Origin of the sequence: Bacillus sp. FJAT-22090, from assembly GCF_001278755.1 — a bacterium.
Classification (GTDB): domain Bacteria; phylum Bacillota; class Bacilli; order Bacillales_A; family Planococcaceae; genus Psychrobacillus.
Map to the genome: position 1 here is coordinate 1,597,062 of NZ_CP012601.1, position 25,679 is coordinate 1,622,740.

The window sequence follows — 25,679 nt, forward strand, 5'->3', positions numbered from 1 at the left end:
ATCACACTTCCTTTACTTCAACTATTATATTATCGATCAAACGGGCATTTTCAAAAAATACAGCTGTTGCAAACAATACTTGTTCCACATTATTCAGATCCGTTCTTAAATTTGGATAGGATAATGCTTGAAAATAGTCGATTCGACCTGATGTGTTTTGTTCAATATGAGCCTTACCTTCTGCAAGCGCATCCTGAATATTCTTTGTTTCCATCCATGTATCGGTCGCAATAGTTAATGCTTTATATAAATGAATGGCTTCTACTCTTTCTTTTTCGCTTAAAAAGACATTTCGTGAACTTTTTGCAAGTCCATCATGTTCTCGAACAGTTGGCACTCGAACAATTTGAACAGGAAAATTATAAGCTTGAACAAATGTATCAATAATGGCAAGTTGTTGCGCATCCTTTTGGCCAAAATAAGCATTTGTCGGTTCTACTAAATGAAATAACTTAGTAATAACCTTTAATACACCATCAAAATGTCCTGGTCTACTTTCTCCACAAAGTTTAGTGGAAAGCTCCCCTGCATGAATAGAAATACCGCTTTCAAAAGGGTACATTTCTGAAACAGACGGAACAAAAAGAGCATCTACCCCCGCTCCTATTGCAAGCTCTGTATCATGCTCAATATCTCTTGGATACCGATCTAAATCTTCGTTTGGACCAAACTGAGCAGGATTGACAAAAATACTAGAAACGACAATATCATTTTCCTGTCTTGCTTTGTTTAGTAGAGCGAGATGTCCTTCATGCAAGTATCCCATCGTAGGAACTAATCCAATTGTTTTTCCTTTATTACTATTTAGAAATTCTTGCAATTCATTAATTGTTTGTACTGTTTTCATGTTTTCCTCCATACAATTGTTGAAGTTGATCTTCTTTCATAGTAAATTGATGTTGCTCTGCTGGGAAAGATTTATGTTTAACCTCTTGTACATACTGTGTTATACCATCTGCAATTGGTCCACCAATATTTGCAAATTCCTTTACAAATTTCGGTATATGATGTGTTCCATATTTAACCATATCATGGAAAACCAACACTTGACCATCCGCAGTAACACCAGCTCCAATTCCTATTGTAGGAATTGTTAAAGCAGTAGAAATGTTTTCAGTTAGCTGATGAGGGATACACTCTAAAACTACTGCACAAGCACCTGCTTGCTCGCATTTTTTTGCATCCTCTATTAATTTTTCTGCAGCTGCTGCAGTTTTACCTTGCACTTTATATCCACCGAGAACACCAGCTGACTGTGGAAGTAAACCTAGATGGGCAACTACCGGAATACCTGCGAAAGTTAATCTTTGAATGACAGGAATTACTTCATCTGCACCTTCCACTTTTACAGCTTGTGCACTCGTTTGCTGCATAATTTTTACTGCATTCGAAAGTGTTTGGTCTAATGAACCATGATAAGTTGCAAAAGGCATATCTACTACTAAAAAAGTATTAGGTGCACCTCTTCTAGCAGCTTTTCCATGATGTATCATGTCATCTAGCGTCACAAGAACAGTTGAATCATAGCCAAGCACTACCATACCTAAGGAGTCTCCAACTAGAATCATATCCATTCCTGCATTTTCTGCAAACTTAGCAGTAGGATAATCGTATGCAGTAATCATTGCAATTTTTTCATTGTTTTTTTTCATCTCTACAAAACTACTTGTTGTTTTCATTGTGTATCACTCCTCTTTTTATTGAGAAGAAAACCGATAAAAAGCCCTTCAATCCCAGAAATGGGCAGAAGGGCAGAAAAAGTTAATTGAGGTTTTCTCCGTCCCTGTCGTTACATGATCAAGGCAGACTATTTAATTACAGTAAAATAATAAGCAGGTGCAGTTCAATAAAGATACTACCCTTCGCATACAGAATAACAGAATACTACAAAATAGTCCAAATTATTATTTGTCAATCAAGTTAATATCTGCAGAATAAATTCCTCTAATTTCCCCACTATCTAAACGAAGCTCTAGTACACCATCAGCAGTTATTCCAATAGCTACCCCTTCAAGTGTTTCTCTTAAGAGGCTGGCTCTAATTCTTTTTCCAATTGTACAGCTATAGCTTTCCCATAAAAGTTTTATAGGTTCAAATCCATTTTCTACATAAATGGACGAGTATTTTTCTAAATAAAATAAGATTTTAGCAACTAACTCAGCTCGATCAATCTCTAATCCTGTTTCCATTTTTAATGAAGTAGCAATGGATTGAATGGACTCGTTAAAAGATTCCGTATCTTGGTTTACATTTACCCCAATTCCAATAATGATAGATTGAACACGATCCATATCTGCTTGTAGCTCCGTTAATATTCCAGTCACTTTTTTTCCATTTAACAATAAATCATTCGGCCACTTGATCTCAGGTGCATAACCTGTTAATGATTCTATTGCCTTTGTTATAGCGACAGCAGAAACAAGTGTAAATTGCGGTGCTTGATGTGGACTGATTTCTGGTCGAATAATGACACTCATCCATATTCCTTTATTCGCAGTGGAATCCCAAGCTCGTTCTAACCTACCTCTACCAGATGTTTGCTCTTCCGTAATTACTACCGTTCCATGAGAGACACCATCTCTGGCAGACTCAGCTGCAATGTTTTGGGTGGAATCGCAAACAGGGAAATATAGGATATTATGACCTAATTGCTTTGTTTCTAATAGTGGAGTTATTCTCTCTTTCGATACAATATCCGGGATTGTTTGAAGAATATATCCTTTTTTCTTAACAGCCTCCACGACATACCCCTCTTCTTCTAGCGCTTTCAAGTGCTTCCAAATCATTGTTCGTGAGATAGATAATTCATCTGCAAGCTTTTGGCCAGATATCGGGTTTCCTTTTGCAGCAATCAATTGGGCTAGTATTTTTTCTTTATTCGTCATATTCACGAAAAAACCATTCCTTTATACTTTTTCGATTATTCGCTACTCGTCCATTAACAATAGCTTCCGTCATTTTATCAATAACGTCTTTTAACCAAGGTCCCCTTTTTTGTTGTTTCCATTCCATAATGTCATTTCCGTTTACTACAATTTCTTTCGAAGAAGAGATCGGAATAGCTTTTTTTAATTGTTGAATTGACTCATTTGTATAGGAAACTGAAATTCCAAATAAGAGCGCACCATAGTTAGCTGCCGCTATTAGAACATCTTCATTAAATTGAAAAATTTCATAGGTAGTCCAATGTCCTTTTTTCAATAATTCTACTGCATCTGATACTTGTTTCACATAGGATTTTTCAGCATTGGAGCACTTATAAAAATTTAATAAAGTATTTATATCATCACTTTTTTGCATAAGTGAAAAAAAGGCCCAACCATTTGCGGTATTACCAAAGTAATTAAAGCTATTCCATTTTTCCAAATAAGTATCCCAGTCACCTGGAAAATTTATTGCAAGTTTACTTGATACAAATAATTCCATTCCTCTTCCGACATAAGTACTTGTCCAAATCTTTTCGAGTTCAACCTTTACTCTTTCCATAGATACATGCTCAATCAAAGCATGCAACGAATTAATTGCATCCAATGTACATTCTTGTAAGGAAAAGTTCAGCTGAGCAGAGAAACGAACTGCTCTTAGCATTCGAAGTGCATCCTCTGAAAAACGCTTTTTCGGGTCTCCAACTGCTCGTATTAATCTATTCTCAATATCCTTTTGACCACCAAAGTAATCTATTAACTCATCTGATTTTGTTAAAGCCATTGCATTCATTGTAAAATCTCTTCTTTTTAGATCTTCTTGAAGCGATCGAACAAATTCAACGTGATCTGGCCTTCTAAAATCGGAATAGGTTGCATCTGAACGAAAAGTAGTCACTTCGATTGTTTCATCTAATACAACTAGTACTGTTCCATGTTCAATCCCTACATCAATTGTGTGTTTAAATAATTGTTTGACTTCAATCGGTGTCGCGTTAGTAGTTATATCTACATCATTTGCATCGACTTCTCTTATGAAATCGCGGACTGCTCCTCCTACTACATATGCTTCAAATCCAGCTTGCTCTAGCTGTTCAATTACTTGATATGCAATCGGCCACCGATTCTTCATCATGTTATTTTCTCGCCACTCTTTCATATAACGATTCATACTGTTCAACAATACTAGCAGAACTAAAACGTTCTTTTACAATTTTTAGAGATGTTTCACTTAGTTCTTTATGTAATAATGGGTCTTGTAATATATTCAATCCATATTCAGCGACCTTATTTATATCTCCTAGTTCAACAAGATATCCATTTTCACCATGTGAGATGACTTCTGGTATACCACCAATTTTTGTACCAATACAAGGGACTTGACATGCCATTGCTTCCAATAATACTAATCCAAAAGATTCTTTTTGAGATAGCAGTAGCATTAAATCTGATATTGAATATAACTCAGATAAATTATCTTGCTTCCCTAAAAATAATATATCATTTTCAATAGATTTCCCTTTAACATATTCCATAATAGGGTGTTTTTCAGGTCCATCTCCAACTAATAATAATTTAGTAGGAATCTCATTTCGAATTAACTCAAAGCTTTTGACTACATCTTGCACACGTTTTACTTTCCTAAAGTTAGAAACATGAATAATTACTTTTTCATCTTCTCTAATTCCTAATAATTCCTTTAAATTTCTATCTTCTTTTTTTGTATATTCATTTTCATCGACAAAATTATAAACAGTTTCTATTTCTTTTTTAGGAGAAATTAACTCCAATGTTTGGCTAACTAAGGAATCCGAAACCGCAGTGACAACATCTGATTTCTCAATACCATATCGAATGGCACCTGATAAGGAAGAATCCTCACCAAGCACAGTTATATCGGTACCATGTAATGTTGTAACGATGCCAATGTCTGAATCCGCCATATCACGGGCTAAAATAGCACAAACTGCATGAGGAATCGCATAATGTACATGCAAAACATCTAGACCTTCATCTTCAATTATTTCAGCCATTTTGTTAGCTAATGCAATATCATATGGGGCATATTGAAATACAGAATAGCTATTAACGTCTACTTGATGAAACGTTATATTTGGATACATTCTGTTTAAACGGAAAGGCATACTGGAAGTGATAAAGTGAATGTCATGACCTTTTTCAGCAAGCAATTTCCCTAATTCAGTAGCAATAACACCTGATCCGCCAACCGTCGGATAACAGGTTATTCCAATTTTCAATTTGCGCATAAAATCACATCCTTAACGTGTACGTCTCTCTTCAAGCAACCGCCAATCCAAAAATCCTTCTTCAATTCCCTTTAGTAATATCTCTGCAGTACCCATGTTTGTCGCTAAAGGTATTTGATATACATCACATAATCGGATTAAAGCAGATACATCTGGTTCATGAGGTTGCGCAGTAAGGGGATCTCTGAAAAAAATTACCATATCCATTACATTGTTCGCTATAGCTGAACCAATTTGTTGATCCCCTCCTAGGGGACCTGACTTGTATCTGAATACTGACAAACCTACTTCGTCAATTATTCGTGTACCTGTCGTTCCTGTTGCAAATAATTCATGTTCCTCAAAAATAGTTTTATATGCAGTAACAAATTGAATTAAATCATCCTTTTTTTTGTCATGTGCCACTAATGCTATTCTCATCATGTCACTCCTCTAAAATAATATCTTCTAAGCCGTAAATTAGTGTATTTTGTTTCATTATCTCCGTGATGGATAACACAATCCCAGACATGAAAGAAGTCCGGTCAAACGAATCATGTCGAATAGTCAATAACTGACCTTCTCCACTTAAAAGAACTTGTTGATGTGCAAGTAGACCTGGCATTCGTACGCTATGTATATGCATTCCGGAAAAGTTTGCCCCTCTTGCCCCTTCCATAATTTCTTTTTCATCTGGATGACCTTGCTTAAATGTAGTTCTCGTTTCATTAATCATCTGTGCTGTTTTTATTGCTGTACCTGAAGGAGCATCCACCTTCTTATCATGATGCATTTCAATTATTTCTACATTCGGTAAGTATTTAGCAGCCATTTGGGAGAATTTCATCATTAGGACGGCTCCAATTGAAAAGTTCGGAGCGATAATACATCCTATTTCCTTCTCCTCAACTTTGTTTCGAATCTCATCTAATTGTAAATCAGTAAAGCCTGTAGTACCAATCACAGGTCTTACTCCACTATCCAAAGCTATCATTGCATGTTCAAAAACAGAGCTTGGTACTGTTAAATCTACAAGTACATCAGGTTCGGTTTGATATATTAACTCTTTTAAAGAAGTGAATATCGGAATATTATCTCCTAAAAAGTCTTCATTTTTTTTATTGTCTAAAACACTAACTAATAAAAAGTCTGTATTTTTAACTATTGTAGCTACTGCTTCTTTTCCCATTCTTCCTCTTGGCCCTGCGACTGCTACTTTTATAACCATAACTAGTCCTCCTTCTTAGTCCAACGATCTTTATCCCTTGTATTGTATTTATTTAATACCTTTTGCAAGGATTCTTGTAAGTCAATTCCTTCTGCATTTGCTAAACAAATTAACACAAAAAAGAAATCTCCCATTTCTTCTGCAAGTTCTTTATCAACTTCCGTACTCTTTTTTTTCTTCGTACCATATTTATGTTGTATCTCTCTGGAAAGCTCCCCTAACTCTTCTGTCAGTCTAGCTAACATTTCCATTGGTGGAAAATAACCTTCGTTAAATTGATTTATGTATATATCTACATCTTTTTGTAAGTCAACTAACGTTTTATTTTCAGACATATTTTCACACTCCCTTACTCATCCTAATAAAAATATACACTGGTTGTCAAAAGCAAACAAATGAATGATAATAATAAGTATACTATTATAGTGAGGTGGATTCATGGGGATTGGTTTAAAACTTAAAAATATTATAGCTATAATAATTGGATCCGCTATTTATAGTTTTGGTTTTGTACACTTTAATATGCAAAACGAACTTGGAGAAGGTGGATTTTCTGGTATTACATTAGTTTTATATTTCGTATTTAACTGGGATCCAGCATTGATGAATCTACTACTAAATATTCCAATGTTTATCATTGGTTGGAAATTGCTCGGCAGAAAAATGTTTGCTTATACTGTAATAGGAACATTCTCTGTTTCAGTTTTCTTAAAGATATTTCATGTATACGAATTCCAATTAGGATTAGAGGATGATTTGTTTCTTATTTCCCTGTTTGCCGGAGTTTTCGTTGGAATTGGTTTAGGTATTATTTTTAGATTCGGTGGAACAACTGGCGGAGTAGACATAATTGCTCGTCTAGTCTATAAATACAAAGGCTGGAGCATGGGAAAAACGATGTTTTTATTTGATGCTTTTGTTATATTACTTTCCTGGTTAACTTTTTTAGACGAAAGATCGATGATGTATACCTTAGTCGCTGTTTTTGTTGGGGCTAGAGTTATTGATTTCGTACAAGAAGGTGCTTATTCTGCAAGAGGTGCATTTATCATTTCTGAACAGCAAAATGAAATTGCTGATCGCATTTCAGAAATAATGGACCGTGGAGTAACTATTTTTCGTGGACACGGTCATTTTACTAAGAATGAGCGGGAAATTCTCTACTGTGTGGTCGCTAAAAATGAAATTACTGCATTAAAGTCTATTATCACTTCCGTTGACCCACATGCTTTTGTATCTCTTATGGATGTGCATGACGTTATGGGTGAAGGCTTCACACTCGATGACGAGAAAAAACCAATTGAATAAGAAAGGATTGTCCCATAACGACGAGGGACAATCCTTTTTAAATTCTATTCGTCTCTGTTTGCCATACCTGTGTATATTAAGATTAAACGTACTAACTCAAGTACTGCTACTGCAGCAGCAGCTACATATGTTAATGCAGCGGCGTTAAGTACCTTTTTCGCGTGAGGTTCTTCTTCATTGCGAATAATTCCTAACGATACCATTTGGTTCATCGCACGATTGGAAGCGTTAAACTCCACTGGGAGGGTTACTATTTGGAATACTACGCCTACTGCAAGCAATACAATACCAAGTAACATTAAACTAGGGAAAGTTGCAAGCATACCTATCATGATGAAAATCCAAGAAGCATTTGAAGAAATATTAGCGATTGGAACTAGTTTATGTCTAATAGTTAGAAAAGAATATGCTTCTTTATGTTGAATAGCATGTCCAACCTCATGGGCTGCAACTGCTGAACCAGCAACCGAAGACTCATGATAATTTTGCGAAGACAATGCAACAATTTTAGTCATCGGATTGTAATGGTCAGTTAAAAACCCACTACTTTCTACTACTTTAACATCTTGTAATCCATTTGCATCTAAAATTGATCTAGCTACTTGGGCACCGCTCATTCCAGATGTCGAACGTACTTTTGAATATTTTTTAAACGTACTTTTTACTTTCATTTGTGCATAAATTGGCAATAACAAAATTATTGCAAAATATACAATGTAAGAAACCAACTAATTTTTCCCCCTCTCAATCTATACTACTATTTTAAATGGAATGTTCTCTTCAATCAACTAATTCGCTTTGACCTTTTTTGATAATTTACAATTGCAATAGTAATACACGCAATTGATAACCAAAATGTAAAATATCCAATTTGATTGGAATAGCTACTTATACTTCTATATATAGGCATTTGGTCAAACACATAATCTATAACGTCATTATGGAGCGTCCATATAGAAGCAATTAAAATATGTACCCATCTAAACTTATAGAATGGCATATATAAGATTGCTTGAAGTGCCATTGCAAAGTGTGAGGCTACTAGCATCCAACCCATCCATCCGATTGATCCTGTTTCTACATAAGTCCAAAGATTCATTACAACTGCCCAAAGTCCGTATTTTACTAAAGTGATTAAGGCAAGAACCTCGATTAACTTCCAATTTTTCTTTAGTAACCAACCTAATAATGCTATCGTGAAAAATAAACTTGCTGTCGGGCTATCTGGGACAAATAAATAAAATTTTGGTTCCGTAATAGAAAGCTGAGATTCATACCAGTAGTAACCGTAAATTGTACCTAATAAGTTTACAAGGAATAATAGCCACATAAATGATTTATTGTAGAGTATTACTTTCAAAACCGTCACTTGATCTTTCATGTAAACGCTCCTCTTATATGTAGGTAAAAAAAAAGAGCCAGTTTCCTGACTCTTTAAGACTGTTGACAAACGCTCGCAATCTTCGTTGTTTGCACTTCGTGCGTTACGTCTCGATTGACAAACGTTTTCATGACAGTCCTATAATAATTTAAAATATTATTCTGCTGGTTGAAGTGTTGTAATAAACTCTGCAAGTTTTTGAAGTTCTTCTTCAGAACCTTGGAAGGTACCACCTGGCATTCCGCCTTGACCTTCATGAGCAATTTGAACAATTTCTTCAGCAGTATATTCTAAACCGATTAACGGTTTTCCTAAACCACCTTCGAAGGCGTTACCATGACATCCAATACAGGACGAACCTTGGTATATTTGATAACCTTCAGAAGTTTCATCAATCTCCACTGCAGCAACCTCTTCTTTAATTTCCCCTTGAGCTTTAGCAGCTTCCCAATCGTGGTTTGCAACTGATTCCCAAGTTAAGAAAATGATTGAAGCAATAGCAAGAAGCATAAATCCAGTTGGAAGTGGTCGTTTCCAAGGACTTCTTTCTTTACTTGTATCTAAGAATGGTACTAATAATAGCGCACCGAAAGCTAGTCCTGGCATAACGATTGATCCAATAACATTAAATGGACCAGAAGCGAACTCATATTTTAATAATTGATATAAAAACAAGAAATACCAGTCTGGTAATGGAATATACGCTGTATCTGTTGGATCCGCTTGACGCTCAAGTGGTGATGGATGCGCAACGGTTAAAACTAAATAACCAACTAAGAAAACTGCACCGACTAACCATTCCTTTAATAAAAAGTCTGGCCAGAAAGCTTCTGTTTTACCAGGATACTCAGAATAATCTTTCGGAGTTTTCTTTGGTCGGCTTGCGGGATCTGTTATTCGAGAGTCACCGACAAATTTCATACCTTTTCCGCGATGCATAATGTCCCCTCCTTTTAAGAATTATCTACTCCACTTACCCATTATAGTGGACCAGAAATACCTTGACGACGAATCATGATAAAGTGAGCTGCAAGTAATGCGAATAATGCAGCTGGTAAGAAGAACACATGAATCGCAAAGAATCTTGTTAAAGTTTGTGCACCGATGATATGTTCATCACCAGCTAATAATGTTTTTATTGCTCCACCAATAAATGGAACAGATGCAGCAATTTCAATACCTACTTTTGTTGCGAACAATGCTTTCATGTCCCAAGGTAGTAGGTAGCCCGTAAATCCTAAACCTAACATAACAGCGAAGATTAATACTCCGACCATCCAGTTTAGTTCACGAGGTTTTTTATAAGAACCAGTAAAGAATACACGTAACGTATGTAAGAACATCATAACAATTACTAGTGATGCTCCCCAATGGTGCATCCCACGCACGATTTCACCGAATGCTACTTCATTTTGAAGATAGTAAACAGATTCCCATGCATTTTCAATATCTGGTACATAGTACATAGTTAAAAACATACCTGATAATATTTGAATTACCGTAATAAAGAATGTCAATCCTCCAAAACAATATACAAATGCTGAGAAATGGTGTGCAGGGTTTACGTGTTCTGGTACTTCGTGGTCCGCAATATCACGCCATATAGGTGTAATATCTAGACGTTCATCCACCCAATCATAGATTTTGTTCAGCACTGATGTCGTACCCCCTTACTTTAAACTAATGTGTTAGGCATAGCTTTTCCAATTTCTAAGAAACCGTCATTTTCACGTACTTCATATTGATCCAACGGACCTAGAGGTGGTGTTTTTGGAACATTCTTCCCGTTTTTCTCATAGCGACCTGCGTGACATGGACAGAAGAATTGATTTTTGTGAGCTGGGTCACCTTCCCAGTTCACTGTACAACCTAGATGTTTACATACCGGTGAAAGAGCAATAATTTGATCTCCTTCTTTATAAACCCATGCAGTATTTGTTACATCAGACTTGTACCATGCATCGACTTGTTCAAATGTGAAGTCAACACGTTCAGGAACTTCCGTAATATCAGCAACTTTTTTTTCCGTAAGTACAAAATCTCCGCCTTCTGATTTTTGCAATACAGGATCAACTGCAAAACGTACCATAGGCATTAGCATACCTGCAGCCATGAATCCGCCAACACCTGTTAATGTATAACTTAGAAATTGACGTCTTGATACTTTATTGTTACTCATCCTTTTCCCCCCTCTAACTTAAAGGTCAGTCCAATGGACATACTTGCTTGAATTAATAATACTAGGACATATCAATGATATATCAATAAAAAAGGAAGGTCAATATTCCTTTGAAACGAATTATATACTTTGTGAACAATTAATGAAAGATATTGTCACTAATTCGCCCATTTTTTTGCGAATGTCGGAATAAGTTGACGAAGTTGATCTTCCAACACGGAATTTCTCAATTTTTGATCCATAGAATCGAGAGGAACAGAAGGTGTCCAAAAAATATTTTTCTCTTCTCCCAGTGAACTCCATTCTTTATCAGAAGTAATGAAAAATACATGTTTGAACTCGGCTTTATTCAACTCTTCTTTCCACTGATTATATAATGTGAGCTTGTCCTGATTTTTTGTGTAAGAGAAGGAAGGAAATAAAACAATCCTTCCTTTGAATTGATTTTCGATTATATTTGCTAAGGATAATGTAAAATCGGCAGCTGATGCTGCAAATTGGAATCCTTGCTCAGAGCCATCAATTAATGTTAATGGGACTACTGCTGTATCTATATATTCTTTTTGTGCTTGAAATACTGCGCTATCTTTACCGTTCCAATGCATCTCTATCTCTCCTAAATATCTTTATCTACTAGTGCTTTCCACATTGCTGATAGTTCTAAAAATTTAGCTTTGTTATTTTGGTCGATTGCTTCATCGATTTGTTTTTGTAAATGTTCTACTTGAAAGGAATACAAACTCTCAGATAAGATATCTTCTACAATTAGTTTATCCTTTTCGCTAATATGCAAATACTTCGGCATATAAGGATTTTCTTCTAGTACTGCTAAGTATTCAGGACTTGGTGGAACCGTTTGAAAATTTAACTGGATATACATTTCTTCTTCTGGGTGAAGCCTCAAATCATGAAATGATTTTTCTGCATCAGCTGTCATAACGCTTCCCTTATAAAATCGGAATGGTATTCCTGATGATGTCGTGACAGACATCACCATTGCTCTTGGGCAATAATGCGCTTCTTCTACAAAATGCACATTATTCAAAAGTGTCTCATGACTGATTAAGTAGTTCAAGATCCAGACGCATTCTCTTCTTTTCATCTGATATTTTTTCAAAAACCAACGGACAAATTCTTTCTTTTCGCCAACTGAAACAGAAGCAGTCACGTAACCTCTCCTTCCTTTTTATTCAACCATTTCAAACCAAGTACTATTTTCAGGTTCTAATTTCTGTAGTAAAGCCACTACTTCTAGTGCTTCTTCTCTTTTTCCGTCTTCCAAAAGGAAGTATACGTATTTCTCTAAAAATTGTGCATCGTCCTTATGGTCAGTATATGCTAACTTATAAAATTCGTATGCTTTTTCGTAAATTTCTAATCGGTCGAATGCTGAAGCTAAAAATGGATACATGGAAGACCATTCAAAGTTCTCTTTTTTAAGATCCTCATATAAATCAACTAATTCCTCGTCACGTTCTTCTGTTGCAAACAGTGAGGTAAGCGTAAATATTGCATCCATATATTCAGGATCTAGTGCAATGGCTTCACGTAAAAATGACTCTGCTTCTTTCACTTTACCCAATTTAAGAGAAATTTTACCGGCAAATAAATAATATTCTTTTTCAAATTCATCTCTTGCAATGCCCTCAGTAATTACTTTTAACGCTTCTTCATTCTTTTCCAACATGGCATTCGATTCTGCCAGTAACATATAACCAGAAAAATAATCAGGATCTATTTCAAGTAAATTTTCTAAATACTTAATTGCCGTTTCATAATGTCGTACTTGAAAAGAAGCATATGCTGCATGAAATAAAACGTCTGGAGCAACCTCAGTCTTTAAGGCGTCTGCATAATAAGGAATTGCCTCTTCATATGCGGCTCCTGCACTATATATTTCCGCAAGCTTCAAAGGCAAGTCGACTCCTTGCAATGTATTCTTCTGTGGCAATAATTCTTCCATTATCCTAGCTGCTTCTAAATATCTTCCAGTTTCAAATAATAGTTCACCTTTAGCGTAGAGCAATAATGGTTCATTTGGTATTAATCCAATTGCCTCATTTATTTTTTGTTCCGCAACTTCATATAATCCTATCATTTGATAGTAGTCGGCTAAAGTAAGCAATGCTTGAGGATATGCTTCACTTGATTTATCAATACTTGTTAACAAGTTTAATGCTTCATCTTCTCGATCCATCTCTAAACATAGCTGTGCTTGGTCTATTTTTAATTGACTTTCCTCTGGAAATAAATATTGAAGATGCTCTAAAATTTTTATTGCTTCTTCTGTGTAACCGTATTGGGATAATAAATCAGCAAGTTCGTAGTGTTCATCTGGATTTCCTTCGATTAAAAAACGATCCACTATTGTTCCTAGCTTCTCCGTATCCCCTTCCTCCATCGCTTGGATAAAAGGCATCATTTTCTCCATATTATCACCATACTTTCTTTATAACTTTATCGTACAAGAACATTTGCATATGAACAAGAAAAAAACTCTCCATAAATCGGAGAGTTAAAGAAAGTAGGCAAAATTCTAATAAACGAGTTATTTACTGTCTTTTTATTTTTTGGATAAAGAAAGGCTTCCGAATCATACCGGTCGCTTTCAGCGGGCGAGCGCCGAGCCGTTTCAACTATTGTCTTATTTAGCGGACGACATTATTTAGTAAAGTCAAATGCTATAGACTTTTTTAATTGCCCTCGCTTGAGCGCTTTTTAAATAAGCGTAATATAATACTAAGCCAACTAGGCTAAAAATAAATAGGAATAAATAACAACGCCTATACTTTATCTAATTACACTATTCAATTGCTCAAAAAAGTTAGGATAGCTTACAGAGATACAGTCAGCATTATCAATTGTCACTGGGCCAGAAGTAATGAGAGAAGCAATAGCAGCCATCATTCCGATACGATGATCTCCATAAGTTCTTAAATTTGCCCCATGAAGAGGGGTTGGTCCTTCAATTATCATTCCATCATCTGTAGCAGAAATATTGGCTCCCAATTTTTTTAGTTCATCGACGACAGCATCAATTCGATTCGTTTCCTTCACTTTTAACTCTTCTGCATCCTTAATAATTGTCTTTCCATGTGCTTGGGTTGCGAGAAGAGCAATAATTGGGATTTCATCAATTAGTTTAGGAATAATATCTCCACCGATTTCCGTACATTTTAGAGTAGATGACTCTACTACCAATGTTCCCATCTCTTCATGACTTTTAAAAGAGTCCATTTCCGTCTTAATATTGGCACCCATTTTTTCAAGTACTTCAGTAATCCCAATTCGAGTAGGGTTTAATCCAACGTTAAGTAGAGTTAACTCACTATTTGGCACAATAGCTCCAGCAACTAAGAAAAATGCAGCAGAGGAGATGTCCCCTGGCACAACAACGTGTGTGCCAGTAAGATTTTGTCCACCAGTTAGACGAATTGTTTTATCTTCTACTGTTATGTCCGCGCCAAAATGCTGAAGCATTTTTTCTGTATGATCGCGTGAGGTTTCTATTTCTGTTACTACGGTTTCTCCTTCTGCTTGAAGTGCTGCCAATAAGATAGCAGACTTTACTTGTGCGCTAGCTACTGGCATTTTGTATTGAAATGAGTGAAGTTTTGTTCCTTCAACGGCAATAGGTGTATACTGAGCATTTTCTCGTCCAATAAATTTAGCACCCATTTGTTTTAAAGGCTCTGTTACCCGCTTCATTGGGCGCTTTTGAATTGAATCATCACCAATTAGTACAGAAGAGACATTGGAACCAGCTAAAATACCTAGCATTAGTCGTGTCGTTGTACCAGAGTTTCCTGTATATAAAATTTCCTTTGGCTCTTTCCAAGCGTTAATGCCTTCACTTAATATCTTGACGTTTTCACCTTCGATTGATATATCTACGCCTAGTTTAGAAAAACAATCAATCGTTGCTAAACAATCATCACTTTGTAAGAAACCTTCAACAGTTGTTGTTCCTTTCGCTATTGCTCCAAACATAATAGAACGATGGGAAACAGATTTGTCACCGGGTATCCGTAGAGTGCCTTTCAAGGAAGGCTGTCCATAATTTAAAACTTTACTCAAAATCATTTTCCTCCCTTACGCAATATATGTCTCAAATGTTGTATTTTTTGCAATACATTCTACTGCTTTGGCACGGTCTTCCATTGTTTGAAAACTAATAACAAGTATTCCAAAAATATCTTCTCTAGTCTCAACAATACGTAAGTTAGTAATACTAATACTGTCTTTAGCTAGATAGCCAGTGATTTCTGAGATCACCCCTGGATAATCTGGAACATCCACATATAAATCAAATACAGTAAACATGGCACCTTGTGTAGTAATAGGTAAATTGTCTCGGACTTCTTTAGCTCTGGAGAAATAAGCTTCTATTTCATTGGGTTCTGCATGCAATAATAAATTTTGTAGTCTAATCATTTCTTCCGTCCAGTTTTGTAGTTGGTTGCATAGTTCTTGACGATTTTGGACAGTAATATCTCTCCACATAATAGGATTCGAAGAAGCGATTCTTGTCAAATCACGAAATCCACCAGCAGCTAGTTGTTTTGTAAAAGGAAAGGCTTCGTTTTCACCTGCTAGCTGATGTACAAGCGATGCTGCTACTAAGTGAGGAAAGTGACTTACAACCGCAGTCATATGATCATGCTCTTCTGCATCCACTTGTACAATTTTTGCTTTCGTCACTTGCAAGAGATTCAAAAGTGTTTGAATTTGTTCTTCTTTTGTATCTTGAAATGGAGTTAGCATATAATAGGCATTTTCAAAAAGATGCGCTCTGGCGGCTTCTACACCACTTTTATGAGAGCCAGCCATTGGATGGCCACCAATAAAAGTAATACCTGCTTCTTTTAATTCTAAAGCAGCTTTCATAATTACTTTTTTAGTACTTCCAGTGTCTGAAACAATCACATTCTTTTTTAATTGCCAGTTATGCATCTCTTGCATCAAGCGAATAGTTTCATTGACAGGAGTTGCAAAAATAATAACATCCGCTAGCTCTGATGCATCTTTCATATGAACTGCCATTTCATCGATAATACCGATTCTCTTTGCCGTGCGAAGCGTGTGACTATCCGCATCATAACCGATGATAAAAGTTTCAGGATTTCTCTTTAAACCAAGTGCTAGAGAACCTCCAATTAGTCCTAGTCCTATGATGAAAACAGTTTGTTTCATTAAATAACGCCTTCCTCACGTAATACCTCATCAAGTTTTTGTAGGAGCTCTGAATTTTCTTCCTCTGTACCTATCGTTATTCTTAGATATCCAGGCACTCCTAAAACATTCCCACTTCGGACGATAAATCCTCGTTGCATTAGTCCTTGGAACACTAAATCACTATCCGCTTTTACTTCCATTAAGATAAAGTTTGTATGAGATGGATAAAAATCTAAATTACGAACTTTACAATATTCTTCAAATTGCTTTTTCCCAGCATTATTTTTCATTTTGCATTCTTGAATAAATGACTGATCTTCTAGTCCAATTATTGCTACCTCTTGGCTTAAGACTGTATTGTTAAATGGCTCGCGAGTTGGTTCTAGTTGACTAATAACTTCCTCTGAACCAATGGCATATCCAACTCGGAAGCTTGCTAAACCGTATGCTTTCGAGAATGTACGCATAATTAGCACATTTGGATGCTTGTCTATAAGACCAATAGAGTCTACATACGTTTCATCCGTAATATATTCGGTGTAAGCTTCATCTAATACTATTAATACATCGCTTGGAACTTTTTCAACAAATTCTTTAATTTTTTGGCTAGGTGTTAATGTTCCAGTAGGATTATTGGGATTACAAATCCAAACGATTGCTGTGTTGTCATCGATAGCTTCATACATTTTGTCTAAATCATGTTCTCCATTTTTAAGAGGCACTTCTCTTACCTCAGCACCTTCTACAATTGCATTATGCTTGTATTGTCCGAAAGTGATGTTCGCCATAACCGTATTTAACCCTGGTCTCAAAATTGCTCTCGAAACTATTAAAATATTTTCATCTGAACCATTACCAAATAATAATTGGTTTTCTGAGACATTTAAATGTTTAGAAACTGCAGATCGAAGTTTTGTTGCATATCCATCGGGATAAATTGCAAAATTTACTTTTGCGTTATCCAAAAAAGCTTTCACTCTAGGAGATGCTCCGTATGGATTTTCATTCGATGCAAGTTTTACAACTTTATTTAAATTATATATTCTTTTTACTTCATCTGTTGTCTTTCCAGGTTGGTATGCTTGTAATCCTTTAATTTGTTTTTTAAATTTCATTTAAAGCTCCTCGATTCTTTTATTTACTTGACTAAGTCTGGTCTTAATCGGACTGCTTCATTTAAATAAATATGTTGGATTTCTTTTTGAGTTTTGTCAGTATTAATATGCATCAATAAACGAATACATTTCTCTAATGCACCTGGAACATTCATCTCATGAGTGCACATTACTGGTACATATGTCCATCCTTCAATACTTCTCACAGCTCTTGCAGGAAAAGCAGAGGAGATGTCCGTAGTAGTAGAGATGATTACAGATGCAATTGTTTCAGGGTCAATATTATTAGCTCTTGCCATTTCTGTCGCAAGACGAGCTGTTTCCTGAAGTACTTCTTCATTAGAGTCTTCTGTTACTGTGATTGCACCTCTAACTCCTCTTATCAATTAAATCTCCTCCTTTATCCATTTTCGTAATAGATCATCACATTTTTTCACTTCATCCATAGTAACAATTTGGATAAAAGGATCCCCAATATGGTTAAGTAAAGCAAAATGTAGTTCACCATTTGTCGTTTTTTTATCTTTCAACATAAATGTAGCCAACTGATTAAAGGGACTGTTTAATACATGTTGAAAATTATATTCAAGCTTTTTAGCAAGTTTATATACATCACGAGCATAACCCGCTTTAACTTCCCCGTATATTTCACTTAACATAAGTGCAGGAATCATACCAATCATAACTGCTTCGCCATGAGTTATTTTTCCATAACCAATTGTAGCTTCAATTGCATGTCCATATGTATGACCAAAGTTTAAATATTTTCGATATGATTTCTCTTTTTCATCTAACTCCACTATACGTGCTTTTACGCGTATTCCTTTTTCCAACCAAACGAGGAGCTCTTCTTTTTGAATTGCATCGATGCTTTCTAATTTCAAAAAGTCATTGGACCATGTTATATCACTAATTAGTGCATGTTTAATCACTTCTGCTAACCCTGAACGAACTTCTGATTTTGGGAGAGTATTTAAAAAATGAAAATCATATAAAACTTCTTTTGGCTGATAAAAAGCACCAATCATATTCTTTCCATTGGGATGGTTAATAGCAGTTTTTCCTCCAACTGCACTATCATGGGCAAGTATCGTTGTTGGGATTTGAATAAAAGGAATTCCACGCATAAAAGTTGATGCTACAAATCCAGTTAAATCTCCTACAGCCCCTCCCCCAAGGGCTAACAAAATACTATTTCTTGAACAATTTTCTTGTAGTAGGAATGTTTGTACTTTGAAATAAGAGTCAAATGTTTTACAAGCTTCTCCGTTTGGTACAAGATGTACCTGATAGTTAAAGGAGAAGTTATCGTCAAAGTAATCTCGATGTAATCCCCAAACATTTTCATCGGTAATTACAACTATTTTATCTGCTTTTTCAAAACCCTCTGTATTTCTATCACAGAACGCTTTTAATATATTTTCGCCTAAATAAACTTCATAGGTGGAATCTTTCGTTCTTACCGGGATAATCATTCATTAAAACCCCTTTGTGTATGCACGGTGTCTTTCAATATCTGCCTTTAAAATGTCTATTTGATCACTATTAAAAGTATCTAGAACAGCAGTTGCTATTTCCCATGCAATTACTGCCTCTGCTACTACAGATGCTGCAGGGACAGCACAACTATCAGATCGTTCGATACTTGCTTTAAACGGTTCTTTCGTATCAATATCTACACTTTGAAGCGGTTTGTATAAAGTAGGAATAGGTTTCATAACCCCTCTTACAACGATCGGCATTCCAGTAGACATTCCACCTTCTAAACCACCTAAACGATTTGTATCACGAGTATAACCAACTTCTTCACTCCAAGATATTTGATCATGGACTTGGCTTCCAAATAAATTTGCCATTTCAAATCCGAGACCAACCTCTACCCCTTTAAAAGCATTAATACTCATCATAGCCATTGCTAGTTTGCCATCTAGTTTTCGATCATAGTGCACATAACTGCCAACCCCAGCTGGCATACCATCCACAATCACTTCTACTACACCACCAATGGTATCACCGGCTTTTTTGGCCTGATCAATTGCCTCTACCATTTTTGCTGAGGCTACCGGATCCAGACAGTAAACAGGGTCAGATTCAACAACTTCACGAATTTCCTCAATCGTTTTTCCAGTAGCTAAAGTTAGGTCTGCTTCAATACCACCAATCTTTGTAACATGAGCAACTATTGAAATCCCTAATTGTTTTAGCAATTGCTTCGCAACAGCCCCTACTGCAACTCGAACTGTAGTTTCTCTTGCAGAAGATCTTTCTAAAACATTACGTAAATCTCGGTGACCATATTTCATACCACCAACTAAATCTGCGTGCCCAGGACGTGGTCTAGTAATTTGTCTTTTAATATCTTCTGGATCAATTTCTTCACCAAGTGGTTCAATTCCCATTATATTCGTCCAATGCTTCCAGTCATCATTATTTACAACTAGACAAACAGGAGAACCTAATGACTTTCCATGGCGTACACCAGAAGTAATAGCTACTGTATCTTTTTCAATTTGCATTCTTCTTCCACGACCATGACCACCTTGACGTCGCTTGAGTTCCTTATTAATATGTTCACTCGTAATTTCTAATTGTGCTGGTAACCCTTCAATGATTGCTGTTAGTTGTGGTCCATGTGACTCACCTGCTGTTAAATAACGCACAACACTTTCCCCCTTCAACTCGCTAAAGTATTTGTTTTCAACTATATCATAATTTTAGTTTCAAAGTATAGAAGAAAACTGCCCGATTTGGTATTTTTCTTCGGACAGTTTACTATTTATTTTTTCCGATAAAAAAATGTGTCTTCTGTTTCAAACCCGTATTTACCTGGATTGAAAATTTGTTCTGTACTACCAACAAAGAGTATACCCCCTGATCGAAGAGAATTACTAAAGTTTTGATAGATTTGGTCTTTAGCTTCTTCCGTAAAATAAATCATGACATTTCGGCAAATAATTAAGTCATAATTTTTTTCGTATGTATCTTTTAATAAATTATGTTTTTTAAAGGTAACTGTTCTTTTTATCGCATCTTCAACTTTATAAAACTGCCCTTGCTTTTCAAAATATTTCATTATCATATCGCTTGGAACTTCTGCAAGTGATCGTTCAGGATATATACCGACTTTTGCACGTTGTATTGCATTTTCATCTAAATCAGTCGCCTGAATTGAAATCTGTGATAAAGGTAGATAATTTGATAAAACCATTGCAGTTGTATAAGGTTCTTCTCCGGTAGAGCATGCAGCACTCCAAACCTTCAAGCGCTTATTAACTGCTAATAATTTTGGAAATATTTTATTTTGCAAAACTTCCCAACGCTTCCCATTACGGTAAAACTCGGATACATTAATTGTCATTCTATCTAAAAACTCATTCATTAAATCCCTGTCTTTATCTAGAGCATTAAAAAAATCGACAAAATTTTTATATCCTTTTTTTTCATATAACGAAGTAAGTCGTCGTTTCATCTGCGCTTCTTTATAGGCTGCAAGATCGATTCCTGTTTTTCGTTTGATAGAATCCACAAATTTAACGTAGTCTGACAAAGTACATCGTTCCTTTCAAAAGGCCTATATCTAGTATATCGTATTCTAAAGATTATGGACATAATAAAAAGACAGTCAATTTAAGATTAATTTGACTGTCTTTCATGTTATTTTATAAGATTACTTATCGAGTTTAATGTGGAACTTCTTCGTTCCACAAGTTAACTTACGAGATTCCGTATTTCGTTGTCCAGCTACTTCGCCTTGCCCCTCGAGGTCAAATGAGTAATTACTGCGGTGGCTGAAAAACTGCCTCCTCGTAATTTCTCATTTGCTTGTCGGGGCAGAAACAGGCGATTCCGCATTTCGTGTCCAGCTACTTCGCCTTGCCCCTCGAGGTCAAATGAGTAATTACTGCGGTGGCTGAAAAACTGCCTCCTCGTAATTTCTCATTTGCTTGTCGGGAGAGAAATAGGCGATTTCGCATTTCGTATTAGTTAATCCAGTTGTTAGCGTCTTTTGAGTAAGCAACTAATTCTTCTTGTTTGAAGAATAAACCAATTTCACGCTCAGCGCTTTCAGGTGAGTCAGAACCATGAATAATATTTTTTCCAACAGTTACTGCGAAGTCACCACGGATTGTTCCTGGAGCTGATTCTTTTGGATTAGTTGCACCCATCATAAGACGAGCTGTTGAAATAACGTTTTCACCTTCCCAAACCATTGCAAAAACTGGTCCAGAAGTGATGAAATCTACTAACTCACCAAAGAATGGGCGTTCTTTATGTTCGCCATAGTGTTGTTCTGCTAACTCAGTAGGAATCTGCATTAATTTTGCTCCAACTAATTGGTATCCTTTTTTCTCAAAACGACTTACGATTTCACCGATTAAGTTACGTTGTACGCCATCAGGTTTTACCATTAAAAATGTTTTTTCCATGTTTAACACTCCTTCAAATATGAAATGGGATATTATCTCCACCGTTACAAATAATATCATTATGATGTATTATTTTCAAATTAATTTCGTTCAAGATGCATTTTAGTTAGCGTTATCAATAAATCTTAATAGGTATCCTTAATCAAATCTATGTATTATACCAATCAAAACTTTCGTTTACTCATAAACAATGCAATGTTTTGTAAGGATTTTTTTGCCTGGATGGGAGGTAACTGTTTTACTTCGTTCAAAGCTTTTTGCAAGTACATATTACTTATTTGCTTCGCTTTATTAATAGCATCTGAGTTTCTTACTTCAGTTAATAGTCTTTGTTTATTTTCTTCTGAAATATTTCCATCTAATAATTCTTTTAATAATGGAGCGATTACAGGATCATTTTTAGCATAAAGTATAGGCAAAGTAATATTCCCCTGCAACAGATCACTTCCAGCGGGTTTTCCGAGTTGTTCATCTGTTGAGGTAATGTCTAAAATATCATCTATAATCTGAAACGACATTCCGACATAATAACCAAATTGTTTAAGATTTCTTGTCGTCTTACTATCTGCACCAGAAGCAATTGCCCCTAATTCACAACTCGCAGAGATTAAGATTGCCGTTTTCCGCTTTATTCTTCTTAGATAGTCTCGAACTGTTTGATCTAAAAAATGTTTATCCTCTATTTGAATAATCTCCCCAATACAAAGTTCTACCATTGTATGAGATAACACTTCATGTGCATATGTATTTTCTAGTACTGTTATGTATTCAATTGCCCTTGCAAAGAGAAAATCACCTGTATACATGGCAACTCTGTTATTCCACTGAGCCTTTACCGTTTCTCTTCCTCTACGTGTTTCAGCATCGTCTATTACGTCATCATGAACAAGTGAAGCCATATGGATTAACTCAATTGAAACTGCTACGTTTTTTATAGTGTCAATTGAATAATTGCCAAACTTAGCTGACAGTAAGGCAAAAACTGGTCGTATTCTTTTGCCTCCAGCAAGTAGTAAATGAAGAGAAGCTTCATTCAATAAGTGAGATGAAGAATTCACCGCTGTTGCTAGTTCTTTTTCGATGACATCTAAATCCGATTTTAAATCGGAATAAAGTAATTTCAACTTCATCTTATCCACAAATAAAAACCTTCTCCCACTTAAATATCTTTTTTGAAACCAATATGTCTTGCTGCAGCACCACCACTATATGGCTTACTCGTAACATTCTTCATACCAACTTCTTCAAATAGTTTTGTTAAAGCTGCTCGATTTGGAAAGTCTTTTGCAGATTCCTGGAGCCAAGAATATTCTTTGTAACTTTTTGCAAATAGTTTACCAAACAGTGGCATGATATATCGGAAATAAAATCTAAAACCAGTGTTAAATAACTTAGAATCTGGTTGTGAAGTCTCTAAACAAACAATCATTCCACCAGGCTTTGCAACACGTTTCATTTCTTTTAATACTTGCTCATAGTCAGGAACATTTCTTAATCCAAAACCTATCGTTACATAATCAAAAGAATTATCTTCAAACGGTAATTCCATTGCATTACCTTGAACTAACTGTATTTGAGAAATATCTTTCACTTTCTCTTTCCCAACATTCAGCATGTTTTGACTAAAGTCTAACCCAATCACTTCTCCAGTAGGACCTATTGCATCGGCTAATGCAATAGTCCAATCTGCTGTACCGCAGCAAACGTCTAGAGCTTTACTTCCTTTTTTAACTTGCATTTCTTTCATCGTGTCCATACGCCATTTAATATGTTGCTTAAAACTAATTACTGAATTCATAGAATCATAATTATCTGATATCTTTTCAAAAACTTCATGTACATATTGTTCTTTTGATTTACCCATTCTTTAACCTTCTCTCAACTGCTGTTCAAGCGAATGCTCACAAACCCGCTCTAAAATGGCATGTTTTAAGGACTCGTTTAATAATTCTGAGGAACGGACGTCAAGTACTAGTGAATGTTCTATTTTATCTATCTCTCGACGAAGTGCGTCCAAATTTCTTTGAAATAATTTCGATTTACTTATATAAAAAGTTTTTTCACTTTTTTCGTAAGCAACTAACTCTTTTTTTAATGTTGCTAGCAATAAAGCTTCTTTCATGATAAACACATATTCATGATAGGAGTAATATTCAAAGAATTGTTCAATTGGTTTGCTTTCTACTAGTTGAATGGATTGAATTAATTCTTCAAATGAGTAATCCTCTAAATCGTAAAATCTAGTTTTGTGCTCTGTTATTTTAGCAACACTATCAGATAGCTGTTGAATTAAAACAATCAGATTCTCTTTAGCTAATAACTGATAATAGCGGCCACTATAATAATCTCCGGCAAGCACCTGCAATTGTTGAGACTTAGCGGTAGCATTATCTTCTTTAACTAAATCATGCGCAGCAAGTGCAGCAAATATAAGAGAAACAGAAATAGCAGATATCTTAACCGATTGATCCCAGTTTTCTCCATTTAGTAGTGGTAAAAGTGTAAAAAATAAACGTTTATCATCTACATCAGGTATACCTGTGTATTTTTGCAAAGTGTTTTGTTGAATTTGCATGAGAATATTCTTTTTATAAGTTTCGACATATTGTGTCAACAATGCCTCGTTCATACACTTTACTCCATTTCTCAATCGCAATTGATCTTTTAAAGTTTCTTACATTTTTTTCGTATCACTTTGAACAATACCATTCGCAGTGTGAATAGATGCTTTACCACGGATTTTCATAGCAGATGTGTGTTCAGTAAATTGAGCAATCATTACTTCCCCATCATCCAGTTTCTCCGAATGGTGGAATTTTGTATCAGTACCTCTTGTCAATCCAATAACATGCACGCCATCTTCTTCTGCTTTTATAACAATAAAATCTGAACTAGACATTTTAAAGTCTCCTTTGTTCACAGTCTTTTTCCATCATAACATATTCTTATCCATTCATCCAAAGCTGTTACTTCATCTGTATAAAAGACAATATTTCCGATCTTTTCACTTCATCTTTTTCTAAGATACCTTTTGCTACTGCAGTAATTGTTTTAGCACCAGGTTTCTTTATACCTCGCATTGTCATACACATATGTTCAGCTTCGATTACAACATAAACACCGTGGGGATTTAGCATATCCATTATGCTTTCCGCTATAGTGGATGTAATCCTTTCTTGAAGCTGGGGGCGTCTTGCAGTAGTTTCTACTGCCCTAGCTAATTTACTTAGTCCTGTTACTACTCCATCTCTAGGAATATACGCAACATGTGCTTTCCCATAAAAAGGAACTAAATGGTGTTCACACATTGAATAGAACGGTATGTCTTTGACTAATACTAGTTCTTCATGGTCCTCGTTAAAAACAGTTTTAAAATATTCTTTTGGATCTTGATGTAATCCTTCGAACATTTCAGCGTACATTTTTGAAACTCTTTTTGGTGTGTCTAGTAACCCTTCCCTCGAAGGATCCTCGCCAACAGCTTCTAAAATCATTGTAACTGCTTTTTCTATTTTTTTCAGATCGACATTTGTCATCTGTTAACCCCCTAGAAACAATTCATCTAAAAAAACGCATTGATATATACCATTAGCATCTTAGCATACGAATCGAATATAATAAATAACTTTCCCAATGGATAATTATGTTTTCTTCAAGATATGTTTATTTAAAGAAAAGAACGGCTACCCAGAAGCT

Annotated in this window: 30 protein-coding genes; 1 reads left to right on the plus strand and 29 read right to left on the minus strand. The window is 35.6% G+C overall.

The window, feature by feature from the left end:
* Window position 1: 1 nt before the first annotated feature.
* From panC to AM499_RS08385, 8 genes are all read right to left on the minus strand, one after another.
* Complete coding sequence (gene panC, locus AM499_RS08350) at window positions 2–847, minus strand: pantoate--beta-alanine ligase (RefSeq protein WP_053589771.1); 846 nt, start codon at window positions 845–847, stop codon at window positions 2–4.
* Window positions 825–1,679, minus strand: a complete 855-nt coding sequence (panB, locus tag AM499_RS08355) for a 3-methyl-2-oxobutanoate hydroxymethyltransferase (RefSeq protein ID WP_053589772.1) — start codon at window positions 1,677–1,679, stop codon at window positions 825–827. Before panB ends, panC begins: the two co-directional genes overlap by 23 nt.
* A 225-nt stretch (window positions 1,680–1,904) precedes the next feature.
* A complete protein-coding gene (locus tag AM499_RS08360; protein ID WP_331457314.1) occupies window positions 1,905–2,885 on the minus strand; it encodes a biotin--[acetyl-CoA-carboxylase] ligase in 981 nt (326 codons plus the stop codon).
* Entirely contained in the window at window positions 2,875–4,059 is a 1,185-nt protein-coding gene (locus AM499_RS08365) for a CCA tRNA nucleotidyltransferase (RefSeq protein WP_197275625.1), read from the minus strand. The genes AM499_RS08360 and AM499_RS08365 overlap by 11 nt, the downstream gene beginning before the upstream one ends.
* A 1-nt stretch (window position 4,060) precedes the next feature.
* Window positions 4,061–5,191: an N-acetyl-alpha-D-glucosaminyl L-malate synthase BshA gene (gene bshA / locus AM499_RS08370; protein ID WP_053589774.1), complete on the minus strand. Its 1,131-nt coding sequence runs from the start codon at window positions 5,189–5,191 to the stop codon at window positions 4,061–4,063.
* Between the two features lie 12 nt (window positions 5,192–5,203).
* Window positions 5,204–5,611 carry a methylglyoxal synthase gene (gene mgsA / locus AM499_RS08375; protein ID WP_053589775.1) on the minus strand — a complete coding sequence of 136 codons (408 nt, stop codon included), beginning with the start codon at window positions 5,609–5,611 and terminating at the stop codon, window positions 5,204–5,206.
* 4 nt (window positions 5,612–5,615) lie between these two features.
* A complete protein-coding gene (dapB, locus tag AM499_RS08380) occupies window positions 5,616–6,398 on the minus strand; it encodes a 4-hydroxy-tetrahydrodipicolinate reductase (protein ID WP_053589776.1) in 783 nt (260 codons plus the stop codon).
* Between the two features lie 2 nt (window positions 6,399–6,400).
* Entirely contained in the window at window positions 6,401–6,733 is a 333-nt protein-coding gene (locus AM499_RS08385) for a nucleotide pyrophosphohydrolase (RefSeq protein ID WP_053589777.1), read from the minus strand.
* Window positions 6,734–6,836: 103 nt separating this feature from the next.
* Here AM499_RS08385 and AM499_RS08390 point away from each other — a divergent pair, with 103 nt between their 5' ends.
* Window positions 6,837–7,706: a YitT family protein gene (locus tag AM499_RS08390; RefSeq protein ID WP_053589778.1), complete on the plus strand. Its 870-nt coding sequence runs from the start codon at window positions 6,837–6,839 to the stop codon at window positions 7,704–7,706.
* Window positions 7,707–7,750: 44 nt separating this feature from the next.
* On the opposite strand, the gene AM499_RS08395 is transcribed toward AM499_RS08390, so the two are convergent.
* The 21 genes from AM499_RS08395 to folE all read right to left on the minus strand — a co-directional run bounded on the left by AM499_RS08395 (window position 7,751) and on the right by folE (window position 25,519).
* Window positions 7,751–8,434 (minus strand): zinc metallopeptidase, encoded by a 684-nt coding sequence (locus AM499_RS08395; RefSeq protein ID WP_053589779.1) that lies wholly within the window; start codon window positions 8,432–8,434, stop codon window positions 7,751–7,753.
* 56 nt (window positions 8,435–8,490) lie between these two features.
* On the minus strand, window positions 8,491–9,087 hold the full coding sequence (locus AM499_RS08400) for a lipoprotein heptaprenylglyceryl N-acetyltransferase LhaT (protein WP_053589780.1): 597 nt from the start codon (window positions 9,085–9,087) through the stop codon (window positions 8,491–8,493).
* Window positions 9,088–9,243: 156 nt separating this feature from the next.
* Window positions 9,244–10,026 carry a menaquinol-cytochrome c reductase cytochrome b/c subunit gene (locus AM499_RS08405; RefSeq protein WP_053589781.1) on the minus strand — a complete coding sequence of 261 codons (783 nt, stop codon included), beginning with the start codon at window positions 10,024–10,026 and terminating at the stop codon, window positions 9,244–9,246.
* A 41-nt stretch (window positions 10,027–10,067) separates the two neighbouring features.
* Window positions 10,068–10,742, minus strand: coding sequence for a menaquinol-cytochrome c reductase cytochrome b subunit (gene qcrB / locus AM499_RS08410; RefSeq protein ID WP_053589782.1), 675 nt, complete (start codon window positions 10,740–10,742; stop codon window positions 10,068–10,070).
* Window positions 10,743–10,762: 20 nt separating this feature from the next.
* Entirely contained in the window at window positions 10,763–11,266 is a 504-nt protein-coding gene (locus AM499_RS08415) for a QcrA and Rieske domain-containing protein (protein WP_053589783.1), read from the minus strand.
* A gap of 158 nt (window positions 11,267–11,424) precedes the next feature.
* Entirely contained in the window at window positions 11,425–11,871 is a 447-nt protein-coding gene (locus AM499_RS08420) for a DUF2487 family protein (protein WP_053589784.1), read from the minus strand.
* A gap of 11 nt (window positions 11,872–11,882) precedes the next feature.
* On the minus strand, window positions 11,883–12,434 hold the full coding sequence (locus AM499_RS08425) for a ReoY family proteolytic degradation factor (RefSeq protein ID WP_053589785.1): 552 nt from the start codon (window positions 12,432–12,434) through the stop codon (window positions 11,883–11,885).
* Between the two features lie 18 nt (window positions 12,435–12,452).
* The gene (locus AM499_RS08430; protein WP_053589786.1) at window positions 12,453–13,697 is read right to left on the minus strand and encodes a tetratricopeptide repeat protein; all 1,245 of its coding nucleotides are present in this window, start codon (window positions 13,695–13,697) and stop codon (window positions 12,453–12,455) included.
* A 359-nt stretch (window positions 13,698–14,056) separates the two neighbouring features.
* A complete protein-coding gene (gene aroA, locus AM499_RS08435) occupies window positions 14,057–15,349 on the minus strand; it encodes a 3-phosphoshikimate 1-carboxyvinyltransferase (protein ID WP_053589787.1) in 1,293 nt (430 codons plus the stop codon).
* 9 nt (window positions 15,350–15,358) lie between these two features.
* A complete protein-coding gene (locus AM499_RS08440) occupies window positions 15,359–16,459 on the minus strand; it encodes a prephenate dehydrogenase (RefSeq protein ID WP_053589788.1) in 1,101 nt (366 codons plus the stop codon).
* Entirely contained in the window at window positions 16,459–17,556 is a 1,098-nt protein-coding gene (gene hisC, locus AM499_RS08445) for a histidinol-phosphate transaminase (RefSeq protein ID WP_053589789.1), read from the minus strand. The genes AM499_RS08440 and hisC overlap by 1 nt, the downstream gene beginning before the upstream one ends.
* 23 nt (window positions 17,557–17,579) lie before the next feature.
* Window positions 17,580–17,942 (minus strand): chorismate mutase, encoded by a 363-nt coding sequence (gene aroH, locus AM499_RS08450; protein ID WP_053589790.1) that lies wholly within the window; start codon window positions 17,940–17,942, stop codon window positions 17,580–17,582.
* Entirely contained in the window at window positions 17,943–19,031 is a 1,089-nt protein-coding gene (gene aroB / locus AM499_RS08455) for a 3-dehydroquinate synthase (RefSeq protein ID WP_053589791.1), read from the minus strand.
* Between the two features lie 3 nt (window positions 19,032–19,034).
* Window positions 19,035–20,216 carry a chorismate synthase gene (aroC, locus tag AM499_RS08460; protein ID WP_053589792.1) on the minus strand — a complete coding sequence of 394 codons (1,182 nt, stop codon included), beginning with the start codon at window positions 20,214–20,216 and terminating at the stop codon, window positions 19,035–19,037.
* A 116-nt stretch (window positions 20,217–20,332) separates the two neighbouring features.
* Entirely contained in the window at window positions 20,333–21,103 is a 771-nt protein-coding gene (locus AM499_RS08465; protein WP_053589793.1) for a CheR family methyltransferase, read from the minus strand.
* 433 nt (window positions 21,104–21,536) lie between these two features.
* On the minus strand, window positions 21,537–21,983 hold the full coding sequence (gene ndk / locus AM499_RS08470; RefSeq protein WP_053589794.1) for a nucleoside-diphosphate kinase: 447 nt from the start codon (window positions 21,981–21,983) through the stop codon (window positions 21,537–21,539).
* Between the two features lie 164 nt (window positions 21,984–22,147).
* Window positions 22,148–23,122: a heptaprenyl diphosphate synthase component II gene (gene hepT / locus AM499_RS08475; RefSeq protein ID WP_082355211.1), complete on the minus strand. Its 975-nt coding sequence runs from the start codon at window positions 23,120–23,122 to the stop codon at window positions 22,148–22,150.
* A 20-nt stretch (window positions 23,123–23,142) separates the two neighbouring features.
* Window positions 23,143–23,847, minus strand: coding sequence for a demethylmenaquinone methyltransferase (locus AM499_RS08480; RefSeq protein ID WP_053589795.1), 705 nt, complete (start codon window positions 23,845–23,847; stop codon window positions 23,143–23,145).
* A gap of 3 nt (window positions 23,848–23,850) precedes the next feature.
* Window positions 23,851–24,612, minus strand: coding sequence for a heptaprenyl diphosphate synthase component 1 (locus tag AM499_RS08485; protein ID WP_053589796.1), 762 nt, complete (start codon window positions 24,610–24,612; stop codon window positions 23,851–23,853).
* A gap of 45 nt (window positions 24,613–24,657) precedes the next feature.
* Window positions 24,658–24,882 (minus strand): trp RNA-binding attenuation protein MtrB, encoded by a 225-nt coding sequence (gene mtrB, locus AM499_RS08490; protein ID WP_053589797.1) that lies wholly within the window; start codon window positions 24,880–24,882, stop codon window positions 24,658–24,660.
* A 67-nt stretch (window positions 24,883–24,949) separates the two neighbouring features.
* Window positions 24,950–25,519, minus strand: a complete 570-nt coding sequence (gene folE / locus AM499_RS08495) for a GTP cyclohydrolase I FolE (protein WP_053589798.1) — start codon at window positions 25,517–25,519, stop codon at window positions 24,950–24,952.
* Window positions 25,520–25,679: the final 160 nt, after the last annotated feature.